12 protein-coding genes are annotated in these 14,363 nt (G+C 61.7%); 3 read left to right on the forward strand and 9 right to left on the reverse strand.

Translation table 11 applies throughout. The features are described from left to right. Nucleotides 1-33 precede the first annotated feature (33 nt). Nucleotides 34-1,152: an alanine dehydrogenase gene (gene ald, locus ACZ5G6_RS21970; protein WP_431117067.1), complete on the forward strand. Its 1,119-nt coding sequence runs from the start codon at nucleotides 34-36 to the stop codon at nucleotides 1,150-1,152. A 119-nt stretch (nucleotides 1,153-1,271) separates the two neighbouring features. Here the strand turns inward: ald and ACZ5G6_RS21975 are convergent, their stop codons facing one another. The 4 genes from ACZ5G6_RS21975 to ACZ5G6_RS21990 all read right to left on the reverse strand — a co-directional run bounded on the left by ACZ5G6_RS21975 (nucleotide 1,272) and on the right by ACZ5G6_RS21990 (nucleotide 4,870). After that, on the reverse strand, nucleotides 1,272-2,492 hold the full coding sequence (locus tag ACZ5G6_RS21975) for an integrase core domain-containing protein (RefSeq protein ID WP_223933130.1): 1,221 nt from the start codon (nucleotides 2,490-2,492) through the stop codon (nucleotides 1,272-1,274). A gap of 131 nt (nucleotides 2,493-2,623) precedes the next feature. Beyond that, nucleotides 2,624-3,451 carry a hypothetical protein gene (locus ACZ5G6_RS21980; protein ID WP_498688151.1) on the reverse strand — a complete coding sequence of 276 codons (828 nt, stop codon included), beginning with the start codon at nucleotides 3,449-3,451 and terminating at the stop codon, nucleotides 2,624-2,626. After that, nucleotides 3,448-3,996: an RNA polymerase sigma factor gene (locus ACZ5G6_RS21985; RefSeq protein WP_498688153.1), complete on the reverse strand. Its 549-nt coding sequence runs from the start codon at nucleotides 3,994-3,996 to the stop codon at nucleotides 3,448-3,450. Before ACZ5G6_RS21985 ends, ACZ5G6_RS21980 begins: the two co-directional genes overlap by 4 nt. 181 nt (nucleotides 3,997-4,177) lie before the next feature. Then, the gene (locus tag ACZ5G6_RS21990; RefSeq protein WP_498688155.1) at nucleotides 4,178-4,870 is read right to left on the reverse strand and encodes a hypothetical protein; all 693 of its coding nucleotides are present in this window, start codon (nucleotides 4,868-4,870) and stop codon (nucleotides 4,178-4,180) included. Between the two features lie 289 nt (nucleotides 4,871-5,159). Between ACZ5G6_RS21990 and ACZ5G6_RS21995 the strand changes: the two genes are divergently transcribed. Together ACZ5G6_RS21995 and ACZ5G6_RS22000 are read left to right on the forward strand one after the other, a co-directional pair. Further along, on the forward strand, nucleotides 5,160-6,341 hold the full coding sequence (locus tag ACZ5G6_RS21995; protein WP_498688156.1) for a WXG100 family type VII secretion target: 1,182 nt from the start codon (nucleotides 5,160-5,162) through the stop codon (nucleotides 6,339-6,341). A gap of 48 nt (nucleotides 6,342-6,389) precedes the next feature. Continuing rightward, entirely contained in the window at nucleotides 6,390-6,878 is a 489-nt protein-coding gene (locus ACZ5G6_RS22000) for a hypothetical protein (RefSeq protein ID WP_498688157.1), read from the forward strand. A gap of 26 nt (nucleotides 6,879-6,904) precedes the next feature. Here ACZ5G6_RS22000 and ACZ5G6_RS22005 read toward each other — a convergent pair whose 3' ends face one another. The 5 genes from ACZ5G6_RS22005 to ACZ5G6_RS22025 form a co-directional block, all read right to left on the reverse strand. Beyond that, nucleotides 6,905-7,954, reverse strand: coding sequence for a Gfo/Idh/MocA family protein (locus ACZ5G6_RS22005; RefSeq protein ID WP_498688159.1), 1,050 nt, complete (start codon nucleotides 7,952-7,954; stop codon nucleotides 6,905-6,907). 230 nt (nucleotides 7,955-8,184) lie between these two features. Continuing rightward, nucleotides 8,185-9,912, reverse strand: coding sequence for an ABC transporter family substrate-binding protein (locus ACZ5G6_RS22010; RefSeq protein WP_223934913.1), 1,728 nt, complete (start codon nucleotides 9,910-9,912; stop codon nucleotides 8,185-8,187). 74 nt (nucleotides 9,913-9,986) lie between these two features. Then, the gene (locus tag ACZ5G6_RS22015; RefSeq protein WP_223934914.1) at nucleotides 9,987-12,134 is read right to left on the reverse strand and encodes an ABC transporter ATP-binding protein; all 2,148 of its coding nucleotides are present in this window, start codon (nucleotides 12,132-12,134) and stop codon (nucleotides 9,987-9,989) included. Continuing rightward, the gene (locus tag ACZ5G6_RS22020; protein WP_223934915.1) at nucleotides 12,131-13,093 is read right to left on the reverse strand and encodes an ABC transporter permease; all 963 of its coding nucleotides are present in this window, start codon (nucleotides 13,091-13,093) and stop codon (nucleotides 12,131-12,133) included. The genes ACZ5G6_RS22015 and ACZ5G6_RS22020 overlap by 4 nt, the downstream gene beginning before the upstream one ends. Then, the gene (locus ACZ5G6_RS22025) at nucleotides 13,093-14,076 is read right to left on the reverse strand and encodes an ABC transporter permease (RefSeq protein WP_223934916.1); all 984 of its coding nucleotides are present in this window, start codon (nucleotides 14,074-14,076) and stop codon (nucleotides 13,093-13,095) included. Before ACZ5G6_RS22025 ends, ACZ5G6_RS22020 begins: the two co-directional genes overlap by 1 nt. Nucleotides 14,077-14,363 lie beyond the last annotated feature (287 nt).

Consider the following 14,363-nt stretch of genomic DNA (forward strand, 5'->3'; position numbering starts at 1 on the left):
CGGCCGAAAAGCCGCTAACGATGGAGCCAGCAAATGATCATCGGCGTCCCCAAAGAAATCAAGAACAACGAGTTCCGCGTAGCCATCACGGCCGCCGGAGTACACGAGTTCCGCACCCACGGACACACCGTTCTGGTTGAGCGCGGCGCAGGCCTCGGCTCGGGCATCACGGATGAGGAATACTCGATCGCGGGCGCAGAAATCGTTGCAGACGCGGACGACGTCTGGGGCCGGGCCGACATGGTCATGAAGGTCAAGGAACCCATCAAGGCCGAATACCACCGCTTCCGCAAGGGCCTGATCCTCTTCACCTACCTGCACCTCGCCGCAGAGCCCGAACTCACCGCCGAGCTCATCAACTCCGGCGTCACGGCAATCGCCTACGAAACGGTCCAGGAAGGCCGCACCCTTCCGCTGCTCGCCCCGATGTCCGAGGTGGCAGGCCGCCTGTCCGTGGTGGTCGGTGCTTCATCGCTCATGGCTCCAGCCGGCGGCAAGGGAATCCTCCTGGGCGGCGTACCGGGCGTCCGCCCGGCCAAGGTTGTTGTCCTCGGTGCCGGTGTTGCCGGAACCAACGCCGCCGCCATGGCGCTGGGCCTCGGTGCTGATGTCACCATCATGGACATCAACATCAACCGGCTGCGCGAACTGGATGCCCTTTACCAGGGCCGCCTGAAGACCGTCGCCTCCAACGCCTACGAGATCGAGAAGTCAGTAGTCGACGCAGATCTCGTGATCGGCTCCGTCCTGATCCCGGGGGCCAAGGCTCCCAAGCTGGTCACCAACGAACTCGTGTCCCGGATGAAGCCGGGCTCGGTGCTGGTGGACATCGCCGTGGACCAGGGCGGTTGCTTCGAGGACACGCACCCCACCACTCACCAGGAACCGACGTACAAGGTCCACAACTCGATCTTCTACTGCGTTGCCAACATGCCTGGCGCTGTTCCGAACACCTCCACCTACGCACTGACCAACGTCACGCTGCGCTATGCCGTGGCACTGGCCAACCTGGGCGTCAAGGCCGCATTCGACCGCGACCCCGCCCTGGCCGCCGGCCTCAACATCGCTGCAGGCCACGTGGCACACCACTCGGTTTCGGAGGCGCACAACCTGCCCCTCGTCGCCGACTGGCACAGCCTGGTCACCGCCTAACCCAGGAAGAGCGGCGCAAGACCCCGCCGAGATGACAGTTGATCCCAATGTTCTACGTTGTCATGTCTCAGGACATTGAGGACACTTCGAGTCTCAGGACTTCGTGGACACTGTATGTCTCATGACGTCGTGGACACTTGGTTCGCCATGAAGCCGCGGGGTTTGTTGTTGCCTATGTATTTGGTTCCTCTTGGCGGGCGCGGATGGGAAATGATTTCGGTTCCGTGCCCGTCGAAGAACATGATGCGTTGTGCGTCGTAGAGGATGTGGATTGTTTCTCCGGCGCGGTCTCTGCCTACTTGGAAGTGCGTGCCCACGACCGTGACGACGCCCAGGCGGCTGACGGTTCTTCGTACGGTTCGCCGGATCTGGGTTTTGATCTCAGAGATCACGGGGACCGAGGGGGCGGGCACTTTCTCGGTGGCTTCCCAAGCCTGTTGGGGAGTCATTCGGGCCGGCAGTGCCTGATGTTCACGCTCGGTGTTGTAGTAGTGGTCGAAGGTGTCGACCTGGGCTTGAAGATCCTTGATCGTTGAAGCCGGTTTTTGCTTGTGCAGAAACCGGTGCAGTGTGCGGTGGAATCGTTCGTTCTTGCCCTGGGTGGTGGGCTTGTAGGGCTTGCCCGTGATCGGTTCGACTCCGAGAGATCTCAGGTAGTCCACCAATGCCCCGCTTCGTCCCCTGCGTGTGGGGTTCAGGGCCATGCCGTTGTCGGAGAGAAACTTCCGGGGAACCCCGTGTTTACTGATGGCATGTTTGACCACCCGCAGGGCCGCTTCGCTCGTTTCTCCGGCCGCAACCAGTGACGCCAAGGCCAAGCGTGAATGATCATCAATGAGCTGGAAAATCACAACCTTCCGCCCGTTTTCCAGCTGCCATTCCGTGGCGTCGATCTGCCAGCAACAGTTCGGTGCGGGATATACGAACCGGCGGTAAGCGCTTCGAGGCTTCTTCCGCGGCTCCGGAACCACCATGCCGGCCTTGGTAAAGAGCCGGGCAAGCGTTGCCCGGGACGGCGGTTCCACACCGTCCCGGCGCATCCTTGCCTGAACGCTCAAAGGCCCATGGTCATGGCCTTGGGCCTCCAACGCTTCCCTCACATGCAAAGCCAACGCGGTGACCCCTGCGGGAGTAGCGTTAGGGCTGGTACGTGGCTTGGTCGAACGCATAGCCATCGCTTGTGCCGGCCCACCCGACACCGCAGCGGCCCTGACCTTATAGAACCAAGACCGTGAGACGTTGTGCTCGCGGCAGAAGGCTGCCACGGCACCTCGAGGACTCTCCTCAGGCCACGAGGCGACAAGATACCGGACCTTCATATCGGGTTTGAGTTCGCTCATGGAACGAGCAAAACCCGCACAAGTGCCCACGATGTCCCGAGACACACTGTCCACGATGTCCTGAGACAGAAGTGTCCATTAAGTCATGAGACTCCACACCCAATGTTCTACGTGAACATTGGGATCAATTGTCATTTCGCGGGGTTGTTTGGGACCTCGGGGATCAGGTGCGTAGGAACGGGCACCGGAACGTCCGACGGTCCCACGGTGGGCGCCTCGATGCCCGGCGGGGTGATGGGTGTCGTTGGCGTCGGGACGTTGATGTTGCCCGGCTGACCGTTCCCGGGGAGCTTGGGTGCCTGGAGCGTTCCACCGTTGGGAACCTTGGACGAGCCGGAGTGCCCTGACGCGCCGTTGGTGCCGCCTTGTGGCTCCTGGCTTGGGTTGGCGCCATTTCCCGATGTGGCGTTGCCGGCTGGGTTGCGGCCGGAAGGGTACGGGGTCGCCGGAGTCACATTGCGGCCACGCTGCTGGTCCGAAGGGGAGCCAGGATTCTGCCGCGTTCCATTGCCTGATCCCGGCGTAAGCTGCGAAACTACCGAGCCGATTGTGGAGCCCAGGTGTTGGAAAGCTCCCGGGATGCCGCCCTCGGAAGCGGCCGCAGCCGTAGCGCCGCCCGCCAATGACACAGCCACGGCGAATCCCGCGATGGCAGCGCGGCGCTTACGACGACGGCGGCCCGCGAGTTCGTCAGTGGACGTTGGGTAGCCGGGGGTTGAGTCGCTTCCGCTGCTGACAACGGCGGCGCTGACAACCGGGTCGCTGACCATCAACGCCCGGACTGCGGCAGAGGGCGGCGGAGCTGTGCTGGCGAGGGATCGAAGCTCGAGAAGTTCGGCACGGATGTCGCGGGCGTCGTCGAGTCCGGCGTCGGCCAACAGGCGGTCAATGGCCTGCTCGCCAGCGCTCCCGCCGACGTGACCGCCTGGTCGTCCCGGCGGGGTGATGTGTTCACTCATGGTGTGCCATTCTTTCGTAGTGCACTTTTCCTCAGTGCACTCAATGCCCTGCGCTGCAGTTGTTTTATGGCCCCTTGGGATTTGCCCATGATGGCCGCTGTTTCTTCCACGGAAAGGTCCGCGACCACCCTCAGTGCCAGGACTTCGCGATGTTCTGTTGCGAGGTCCTCCAGAAGTTCCGTAACGCCCAGGCTCCCGCGGCCAAATGCCTGGTCTTCTGCCGATGGTGCGCGGCGTGCATCCAACTCTGCCTCATAGGGTGATGAATCCGGGGTCCGTTCCCGCTTGCGGTAATGGTCAACCATCCGCGCATGGGCGATCGAGAACAGCAGAGTCCTGGCACCTTGGAGGCCGCCCTGCAGGTCCGGCAGCTTCGGATACAGGGCGAGGAAGACGTCCTGCGTGACGGCTTCGGGATCGTCCACGCCCCTGGCGCGGAGGTAGCCGAAAACCGGCCCCGAGAACTGGTTGTAGGCATCGGTGAAGAGCAGAGCGGGATCGTCTTTGTCCGTCTGCACATATTCATCAGCTAATGGGTTTAGCACCCGTGGATGCCTCCATCCCGCGCAGCGCAGCGACCTTTCCGGACCACCGTCCCGGGTTGTTTTCCGGGCTCCGGGCATCCATGGCCACTGCCGTCTGTTACGTACGCCACCGTCGGTAAAGTGGCGGGGCTCCTTGTTCTAAACCAAGGAGCCCCACCCTTAAACCGTAACCGCTGGGTGCTTAGCGGACCGAATCGAGGCCTGCACCGGGAGCGGCAGGAACATCAGTGGGGACCTGCGTCGGCAGCGCGGGGGCGGCGGGCGTTGCAGGTACCGCAGGGACAGCCGGCGCGCCGTCGGTTCCCGGAACAGCAGGAACGGCCGGAACAGCAGGAACCTTGGATTCAACGGAAGCGTCGACGTCGGCGTTTACCGAACCGTCAGCCTTCAGGCCGGCAGCCTTGCCGGCCTCGACTACGGCCTTGCAGTGCGATTCGACGTTGGCTTCGCCGCCTGCGGCTACAACCAGGGACTTGAAACCCGGCACCTTGGTGTCAGCCTTGAGTCCACCGTTGATGAAAGCGGTGCAAAGACCGAATGCTTCAGGCGTTGCGGCGACGGCCTTTTCAGCCTTTGACTTCGCAGCGTCGACAGCGTCAGTCGCCTTGTCTTCGCCAGCCTCGGCAGCGTCAGTTGCCTTTGCCTGGGCGGTCTCGACGGCGTCAGTCGCCTTGGCCTGGCCGGCTTCGGCCGCGTCTGCCGCCTTCGTGGCGAGGGGAGCAGGTGCGCCGACGAGGTCGTGGGCGCTCTGCTGGATTTCGGTGGGAAGAGCGCCATTGAAGGCAGCGACACCGGTTCCGCCGGCAGCTACAGCTCCGGCAGCCAGGACGCCCGCGGCGACTTTGCTGGTGGCAAGGACAGTGAACAAGGACATAAAAGCCTCCGACAAACGATGTGGGGATTGCCCCGGCAGCGTTTGGGTCGCTGCCGGATGATCAGCGTGCGGACGTGGCCCGCACTCCCTTTACATCGTTCCGGGCGCCGCTGAGGTTACGTCTTCCTCGAAATTGTTTTCCGGGCAGCAAGATAGCTACGGGATTTCCGCTGCCGATAGTTCTCCCCATCGCCACTTCCCGCGGCGGGCGATTATGCTCATGGGACGCCCGGCGCACCACTTTATGTCCGTCGGCGATCAACACGCCACGGCGTACAGGGGGAACGTTATGGGACAAGGATTGGTCGGCGCCGACGTCGGAGATCTCCGGCGGCTATCGGCCGTCATGGACTCCGAGGCAGAGAAGATCACCAATCTGCAGCGGCAACTTGGCACGATGATTCAGAACGGCCACTATTGGCGGGGCAACGATGCTGAACAGTTCCGCAACCAATGGAACACTGACCTCAATGGAAGGCTCGCAGCAGCAGCCCTTTGCTTGAAGACCAACGCCCGCGCACTTCGCCTCAACGCGGAGCAGCAGGAACAGGCGTCCCAGGGACTTTCCGGAAGCGTTGGCAAGGAGCCGTCCGGACTGCCCGGATTCACCCTCGGCCCCCGCACGTATGGGCCGGTAACGGTAGAGGGCTCTGGAAATGTTGGCGCTGAAGCTACTGGCGAGGCACATGGTTCCGTGGGTCCCGGCGGAATCTCTTTTGACGCTTCTGGTAAGGCCTCGGCGGGCGGCACCGTAACTTTCACCGCAGAGGGCGAACGCGGTCCGGTCAAGTCCACTATTACCAACGAGACCTTCGCTGGGGCGCGCGCGGATGGCAAGCTTGAAGCGAACGTTCCCTTTGGCCTGGGCCTCCCGCGCTTTTCAGCCGACGGTGAAGCTTTCGTCGGTGTGGAGAACACCACCACGGTAAAGAGCGAATTCTTCGATGGCTGGGCCAACACCACCAGCACGGCAAGATTCATGACCGGCGCGGAAGCCAGCGCCCATGTCACAGGAGAAAGCCCGTTCCTCTTCTCGCCCGGCGGCGAGGTATTTGCGGGCCAAAAGGTGACCCTCGGCAACGAGACCGAGGTGGCTGGCGGCCTGTTCGGCTTTGGCCAGGGCACCGAAGTTCGCGGCGGCGCGTGGGCAAGCGCCGGAGAAGGCGAAATCAACGTTAACAAGGCAGGAAACGTCACAGGCGCCGCAGCCAGCGCAGGCGTCGGTGGCGAGTTGACTGCGTCCCAATACGTTGAAGTACTCGGTCAAAGACTGTCCACATCAGCAACCATTGCGGCGGGCGCCGGAGAGGGGCACTTCTTCAACGCCTCCCTTGATGAGGACGGCCTCACACTCGGCGTTGGGGCCAAGATCACCGCAGAGCTGGGCCTCGGCGCCGGAGCCCAGGTGACTCTCAGCCCCTCCGGGTTTGTGGAATCCGTCACCGGATTCGTCGACTTCCTCAATAAGTAAACCCCTCAATCCCTGAGCTTTCCTCAAACAGCGCCGAAAGGGCTCCCCATGACATCCCAGCAGGTTTTCCCGTCCAAGGCCTTCCCCGCATACCCCACCATCAGCGTCACGACGCCGGCCAATTGGACGGAGCAAGTGGTCCCGGACGCCCTCGGCGCGCTGATGGGGCCGGCCTCCGAGGGTGGTTACACACCCAATGTGGTGATCTCCGTGTCGCGTCGCTTGCCGGGCTACAAGTTGCAGGACATAGCTGCTTCCGTAGACGCTTTCATGGCCGGACTGCCAGACGCCGTTCTCCTGGGCACCGAACCGGTTGTCATCAACGGACGGGACTGGCATGTGCGGGAGGCCCGCTACACGCACCCTCAAGCCGGTTCCCTGGCCCAGTTCACCGCCGTGACGGTGTTCCACCACGAGTCCGCCACCGACGTCGTACAGTTGACGGGCAGCTGCCAGCCCCTTGAAGGCAACGAGGACCTTAAGGCGATCTATTCGCTGGTTGCGAGTGCGGATGTCAACTCTGCAGGGCTGAACTAGCCGTCTGATTCAGGAAGCCAGCCGGTTCAGGAGGCCAGTGCCCTGGCCTGTACGATCAGCTTCAGCACCGCCACTGAGTCGGCCGGATCCACAGGTGCAGGACGCGCGGACGCCGTGCCGCCGTCGTCGATCTTCTCAGCGAGGAGGCGATAGAACTCCGGGTAGGCGCCGCGCTCGGTAGCGATTGTTCTGCGCTGGCCGGCCGATTCAAGAGTCCCGTAATTCTCGGCAGGTTCGACGCCGTACGCAGCGTCCGTAGGCAGTCCGCCGCCCAGAACAAAGGGCTCCTGCGGATCGGTTCCGAATTTTACGAAACCGCCGTTGGTGCCCAGCACGCGGAATCGCGGTCCGTGGAGATGGCTGTTGAGGTTCAAGGTCACGTGGCTGACGACGCCGGATTGGTGCTGGAGCGCCATGAAAACGTCGTCATCGGCGTTCTCCTGAGGACGTCGGGCAGTGATCTCGGCATAGGTGACGCGCGCGGGCCCGAAGAACTGGACGGCCAAGTCCAGCACGTGTGCACCGAGGTCGAACAGGACGCCGCCCCCGTCCTCGGCAGTAGCGCTTGCCTTCCAGGCTTTGGCGATCTCCGGCGCCCAGCGCTCCATCCCCGCTTCAAACCTGGTCACCGTACCCAGCGTCCCGGCGTCGAGCAGCTTCTTCAGCGTGAGCGCGTCGCCGTCCCAGCGGCGGTTTTGGTAAACCGTGAGGACACGGCCCGCTTGCGCGGCGAGTTGGATCAGATCCTCACCTTGCGGGGTGTGGACAACAAACGGCTTATCGACGACGACGTCGAGCCCGGCTTCCAGCGCGGCTTTCGCCAGCGGATAGTGGGTCGCAGGCGGGGTGCCAAGGACGACGAGATCCAGTTGGTCAGCTAGTGCCAGAATGTCCTGCGGCGTGTTGACTACTTTTGCCTGCGGGTATCGTTCGGCCGCTTTTGCCTGTCTTTGGGCGTCGGATGTGGCAATGACGGCAAGCTCGTACGAATTGTTGCTTGCAATGAAGGGCGCATGGAACACGCTGCCCGATAAACCAAAACCTGCGATGGCGGTACGTATCGGCCTGGAAGTCATGCCCCTAGGCTAATTCAGTAAACGTCCCGACGGTGCGCGCTCCTTGGGTTTCGAGGAGATCCCTGATGTCCGATGTGAGAGAGGGATCGGGAAAAGCCCGCAGGATGTGAGAGAAGATCGGGGAAAGGCCGGGAACTTCCCCAAACCCTTTATAGGTTCGACCCTTACAGGTTCGACCCTTATAGGTTCGGGGAAGTTGCCGGCCTTCTTGTGTTTATCCCTGGGGAGAGCTACTTCTTGGCGCCCTTTTCCCAGCCGAGAGTGGTCCAGTCCGGAACGTTGGACAGGCTCTTGAACAGGGACGGACCGTAATTGGCCAGGCCCTTACGGACAAACTGGATCTCCGGGCCGTTGAGGACAGTTCCCATGGAGAAGTACTTCTCCATGTGCTTCTTTTCAACGTCCATGGCCGCCTTGTTGCGCTCGGTGTCATCTGCGATGGTTGCCAGGCGCTTGATTTCGGCGTCGAGCTCCGCATCGCCCAGACCGTTCTCGTTGGTCTCGGAGTCGTAGAACTGCTTCACGGCGTCGGTGGCATCCGCGCCAACGGTGTAACCGGAGATGGTGACATCGAACTCGCGGCCACCGATGACCTTGCCGAAGTCGGCGTCACCGCGCTGGTCGATTCCAACATCCATGCCGGCTGCCTTCAGCTGGTTCTGCAGGGTCTGCGACGTTGCCGCAGTGGTGGGATCGTCACCGAAGTTGGTGATCTTGAAGGAAATGGGCACGCCATCCTTCGCCATGATGCCCTTGTCATTCGGGGCGTAGCCAGCATCGGTGAGGACCTTCTTGGCTGCGTCAGCGCCGGTGTCCTTCACGGGGTAGTTGTCCTGGTAGTACTCGGAGAACGGCATGAGCATCATGGAGCCCGAGCTTTCCTCCGACCAGTTCAGGCCGTTGAAGCGGACATCGCGGATGGCCTTGCGGTCCACTGCGGTGAAGATCGCTTTGCGGACGGCGACGTCGGTGAGCGCCGGTCGCTTGGCGTTCAGGTTGAGGCCACCTGCGAACAGGCGCTGGCCGCGGCGGACATCGGCGTCCTTGGTACCTTCAAGCTGCTTGTAGCGGCCGAGCGTACGGCCATTGGCGGCATCGATTTCGCCATTCTTGAAAGCGGCGATCGTAGCGCTCGGCTCCATTTGGCGCCATACGACCTTGTCAAGGACCGGCTTCTGTCCCCACCACTTGTCATTGGGAACCATCGTGACCGTTTTTGCAGTGGTGTCGTAGTTTTCAACCTTGAACGGGCCAGCCATCCATTCGGGGTGCATGTTGCCGGCGAAGCCCGTGTTGAAGATTTCCGGAGTGTTGATTGCAGGGTGGATCAGGCCGAAGAAGAGACCCTCCAGCGGGAAGACCGGCTGGGTAGTGGTGACAATGACTTCTTTGTCGTTGGCGCCGGCCTTAACCGAGTCCACGAAAGCGTAAGCGCCGGCGGAAACGATGTCGATGGACTTATCTTCGCCCTTCAGCATCTTCCACGTATTCTCGAACGTCTTGACGTCAATCGGCGTTCCATCGTTCCAGGTCGCTTTGTCGTTCACCTTGATGGTGATGGTCTGCTTGCCATCCTTGACTTCACTCTTGACCTCTTCGCAGAAGTCCTTGTTTGGCTCTGCCTTGCCGTTGAAGTCCAGCTTCCAGCAGCCGCCGATGCCGCCGCTGTTGATGGAGGCCGTATTGACCGGAGTCATCAGCGCGGAGTTATCCGCGCTGTTGCCCACATTGGAGAAGCCGTTAAAGTCGGGGCCAATACTGCCTACAGCAAGGGTGACAGTGCCCCCCTGCTCAAGGTCTTTCGCTTCCTTGGCGTTGACGCTGATCAGCTTGCTGATGTCCCCGCCAGCTTCTTCGGCCTTTTGGGAGGCCGGACCCGACGGCGTTCCCCCGCCGCAAGCGGTGAGCATCAGTGCTGCTGCAACTGCTACGCCGCCGATCGTCGTGTACTTCTTCATGGTTTGCCCTTCATGTTTACGACTGGAAATCGTTACGAATTGAATACAGGGTTCAATCAATGAGTCATTTGTCGTCAGGCATGCACCACCAGCATGTCGGCATCTATTTCCCCATCCGGGAAGAAGCATGCAAACTCCTGTTGACCTTCTGAAGCAAGTGGCGGCTCCAGAGTAAGGCACTTCTCCTGCTTGGCGGCAGGTAGTGCGGCGAATACCGGACAACGCGTTGCGAAATTGCAACCCTTTGGCGCATCAAGCGGGCTGGGAAGGTCGCCCTGCAGGATGATGCGTTCACGCGTGCGTTCAAGATTGGGGTCGGGCACAGGAATCGCTGACAGCAGGGCCCTGGTGTAGGGGTGGCGGGGGTTGTCGAACACCTCGTCCACATCGCCCGTTTCCACGATCTTGCCCAGGTACATCACTGCCACGCGATCCGAGATGTGCCGGACCACAGAGAGATCGTGGGCAACCATCAGGTAACTCAGGCCCAATTCCGCGCGGAGCTGGTCCAGGAGGTTGATAACACCAGCTTGGATGGAGACATCCAACGCAGAGACCGGTTCGTCCAGCACCACGAGTTTCGGATTCACGGCGAGCGCCCGGGCTATGCCGATGCGCTGGCGCTGGCCTCCGGAGAACTGGTTGGGGAAGCGGTTGACGTGGTCCGGTTGCAGGCCTACGAGCCGCATGAGCTCCATGATCCGCTTCCTGACGGCGGCCTTGGGCATGCCCAGGTTTTCCAGCGGTTCTGCCAGGACCTCGTACACCGTGAAGCGCGGATCCAGTGCACCCGTGGGGTCCTGGAACACCATCTGCATTTGCTTGCGCATGGCCATCTTGGTTCTGGAGTCGGTGGCCACCTTATTGCTCACGCCGCTGATGACCACTTCACCCACTTGGTCCGGGTGGAATTCCATGATCTCCAGGAGCGTGGTGGTCTTGCCGCAGCCGGACTCGCCCACGATCGAGAGGCACTCGCCTTCGCGGATGTCGAAGCTCAGCCCATCCACGGCCTTGACGGTGCCTATGCGGCGCTTGATCAACGCGCCCTTGAGGAGCGGGAAGTGTTTCTTCACATCCTTGAGCTCAAGGACCACGTCCCGCTCAAGGCGAGCGACGCCGTCGAACTTTGAAACGGGCTTGGGTGGTGCTTGGAAAATCTCGTGCGCGTCCGCTTCGCCCGATAGTTGGTCCGTTTTGATGCAGGCGGCCCTGTGGCCTTCGGAACCCGGCACCGAAAAAAGCCCGGGCTCACCGTGTAGGCAGGCATCGCTGGCCAGGGGGCAGCGCGGCGCGAACGAGCAGCCAGTTACAGGCAGGGTGAGGTTGGGCGGCGTGCCTTCGATGGGAACCAGTGACTGCTTGTTGGCACTGTCAACGCGCGGGACGGCGCCGAGGAGACCCATGGTGTACGGCATCCGCGGGTTGTAGTAGATGTCCTCCACAGTCCCGGTTTCCACCGGCTTTCCTGCATACATCACCATGATGTCGTCGGCCATGCCCGCTACGACGCCGAGGTCGTGCGTAATCATGACGACGGCGGCGCCGGTCTCCTCTTGCGCTGTGTGCAGGACTTCGAGCACCTGCGCCTGGATGGTGACGTCCAACGCCGTCGTCGGTTCATCCGCGATGAGTACCCGCGGATCATTGGCGATCGCGATGGCGATCATCACGCGCTGGCGCATCCCGCCGGAAAATTCGTGCGGGAAGGCTTTCAGCCGGTCCTTGGGACTGGGGATGCCTACCATCCGCAAAAGTTCGACGGCGCGGGCTTCTTTGGCCTGCTTGCTCATGGTGGGGTTGTGGACGGTCAGGGCCTCGATGATCTGGTTTCCCACGGTGTAAACAGGGGTCAGCGAGGAGAGCGGATCTTGAAACACCATGGCGATGTCGCTGCCACGGTACTTGCACATGGCTTTGTCGCTCAGGCCGAGGAGTTCCTTGCCCTTGTATCGCACCGAACCGGAGATGTCCGCGGTCTCGGGGAGGAGTCCCATGATGGCCATGGACGTCACGGACTTTCCGGAGCCCGATTCACCCACGATGCCAAGGGTCTTGCCGGGCATGAGGTCGAAGTCCACACCTCGCACTGCGTGGACAACGCCGTTTTCAGAATTGAAGCGGACGTTCAGGTCCCGGACGCTGAGGACGGCGTCGCCGGGGGCATATAGTCCGGCATCGCGGAGGCGCTCGGCGGGTGTGTGGGAGATGTTGGTGCTCATTTGTTGGTCTTCTTTGCGGTCTTGGTCTTCGCCCGGCCGATGGAGCTGGAACTGGGGTCGAACGCGTCACGGAGGCCGTCGTTCATCATGGCCAGTGAACCGGTCAGGAGGAACATGACAGTTAGCGGAACCCAGAACATCCACGGGAACGAGGACACCTGGCCGGTGGCCTGGCCGATGAGCACACCCAGGCTGACATCGGGGAGCTTGATGCCGATGCCGATAAAGGAGAACGCCACTTCGGCCAGCACGGCACCGGTGATACCGCGGGTGAAATCGAGGACCAACAGCGAGCCGATGTTCGGGACGAGGTGACGCCACACAATCTTGCGGGACGGAACACCCATGTATTTGGCGGCTTTGACGTAGTCCCGCTGCATGAGGGACATCGACAATGAGCGCACCAGGCGGGCGGTGCCCATCCAGCTGAAGAACAGCAGAACGATGATCAGCAGGAGCCAGCTGGGAAGGTCCTTGAGTCCGCCGCCTCCACTGGTGGCCACTGCGACCACGAGGATGGCCGGCATCATGATGAGGGCTTCAAGGATGAACAACATGACGGCATCCACTTTGCCGCCGAAGAACGCCATGGTGCAGCCATAGACAGCGGAAAACAGGACAGATACGCCGCCTACAATCAGGCCGATGAAGATCGAGATCCGGGTGCCCTCAACGATGAGGGCCATGAGGTCGATGCCGGCTTGCGACGTCCCAAGGAAGTGATCGGGCGATGGTCCCATGCCGATATTAAGGGGATCGATGGTGTCCTTGTCCCATGGCGTCAGGAACCCGCCGAACAGGGAGAAGAGGAACAGCGCCAGGAAGATGAACAGACCGGCGACGGCGGTACGGTTCCGCATGAAGCGGCGGAAGATTATGCGGGACTTGCCGATGACCACGTCCTGGTCGGCAACGCGGGCCTCGTCCAGTTCCGCAATGGGATCGATGATGTTCGTCATTACTGGACCCTCACTCGTGGATCGACGAGCGTCGTGGCGAAATCGGCAAGGATGGCGCCGATCGCGAAGATTACCGAGCCGTAGGCCAGCGTAGCCGTGGCAACGTTGACGTCCTGAAGCCCGATTGCCTGGATACTCCACAGGCCGATTCCGGGCCACGCGAAGATAGCTTCGGCAAAGAAGCCGCCGGTAAAAATCGCGGGGATGGTGAAGGCGATGCTCTGCGCCACCGGAATGAAGGACACCCGCAGGGCGTGCCGGCGGATGGCTTGGTTACGGGTGAGCCCTTTTGCCCTGGCTGTGCGGACGAAGTCTGCGTTCACGTTGTCCAGGAGATACTGCCGCTGCGCGATCTGGTAACCGGCCCAACCGAAGATGGTCATCGCGAACGTGGGCACGGCGTAGTGGGCTACGAGGTCAACGAAAGCCGGCCAACCCGGGTCGATCCCCGGCGTCGAGATTCCAGTGACGAAAAAGATGCGCTGGCCCACGGTCTCGTTGACGCTGATGGCGCCCAGCTGGACCAGGAAGTAAGCGATCGGTGCAGGAAGGATGTGCACCAGGTAGCTGTAGGACGTGATGACGCGGTCCTGGTACTTGTATTGCCGGGCGGCTGAGTACACGCCGAGCGCGACGCCGATGATCAGCGTAAGGATGATGGAGGCGATAAACAGCCGGGTGGAAACAAGCACCCGGTCAGCAAATTCTGCGTTGACGAAAGCCCCGTTCGGGCTGCGACCCCAGTCCCAGCGGGTAATGATGCCGCCGAGCCAGCCGATGTAGCGTTCCCAAGGACTGGCGTCAGGGTCCAGGCCAAGGCCGCGGAACGAGGCTGCCACCTGTTCCGGGGATGGCCGCGGAATCTTCTCCTGTTCCAGAACGGCGGGTTTGAGCGTTGATACTGCCAGGAAATAGCCCGCGCTCGTGGTCAGGAAGATCATGATCAGGTAGATGCCCGACCGCTTGGTCAGATATTTCAGCATGTCGGGCGGCTGCCCTGGATCGTGGCAAAACTCAATGCTCGTCCTTCCGCGGTTCCCGGCTGTGGCCGGCGCCAGCTACGAATTGGCATGAGGGGTGATGGCCCCCCAAGACCCCTCCAGTGATCACCGCCCTTGTATGGCTTGGGTCACATTCAAGAGGAAACTACCACAATAACTGCTTCACGTTTCGCTCCGTTTGGTCCAGTTTCACGCCTGCAGCCAGATTGTTATGTGTAGACTGCGTCACGATTTCGACGTCGGAGGCACTGTGGCGCTTACAAAGGCCT

The organism is Arthrobacter sp. TmtSoilC51 (genome assembly GCF_055388015.1).

Excerpts from the sequence above, each read along its gene's own strand:
- ald (WP_431117067.1), top strand. The coding sequence starts at position 34 with ATGATCATCGGCGTCCCCAAAGAAATCAAGAACAACGAGTTCCGCGTA.
- ACZ5G6_RS21975 (WP_223933130.1), bottom strand. The coding sequence starts at position 2,492 with ATGAGCGAACTCAAACCCGATATGAAGGTCCGGTATCTTGTCGCCTCG.
- ACZ5G6_RS21980 (WP_498688151.1), bottom strand. The coding sequence starts at position 3,451 with ATGAGTGAACACATCACCCCGCCGGGACGACCAGGCGGTCACGTCGGC.
- ACZ5G6_RS21990 (WP_498688155.1), bottom strand. The coding sequence starts at position 4,870 with ATGTCCTTGTTCACTGTCCTTGCCACCAGCAAAGTCGCCGCGGGCGTC.
- ACZ5G6_RS21995 (WP_498688156.1), top strand. The coding sequence starts at position 5,160 with ATGGGACAAGGATTGGTCGGCGCCGACGTCGGAGATCTCCGGCGGCTA.
- ACZ5G6_RS22000 (WP_498688157.1), top strand. The coding sequence starts at position 6,390 with ATGACATCCCAGCAGGTTTTCCCGTCCAAGGCCTTCCCCGCATACCCC.
- ACZ5G6_RS22005 (WP_498688159.1), bottom strand. The coding sequence starts at position 7,954 with ATGACTTCCAGGCCGATACGTACCGCCATCGCAGGTTTTGGTTTATCG.
- ACZ5G6_RS22010 (WP_223934913.1), bottom strand. The coding sequence starts at position 9,912 with ATGAAGAAGTACACGACGATCGGCGGCGTAGCAGTTGCAGCAGCACTG.
- ACZ5G6_RS22015 (WP_223934914.1), bottom strand. The coding sequence starts at position 12,134 with ATGAGCACCAACATCTCCCACACACCCGCCGAGCGCCTCCGCGATGCC.
- ACZ5G6_RS22020 (WP_223934915.1), bottom strand. The coding sequence starts at position 13,093 with ATGACGAACATCATCGATCCCATTGCGGAACTGGACGAGGCCCGCGTT.
- ACZ5G6_RS22025 (WP_223934916.1), bottom strand. The coding sequence starts at position 14,076 with ATGCTGAAATATCTGACCAAGCGGTCGGGCATCTACCTGATCATGATC.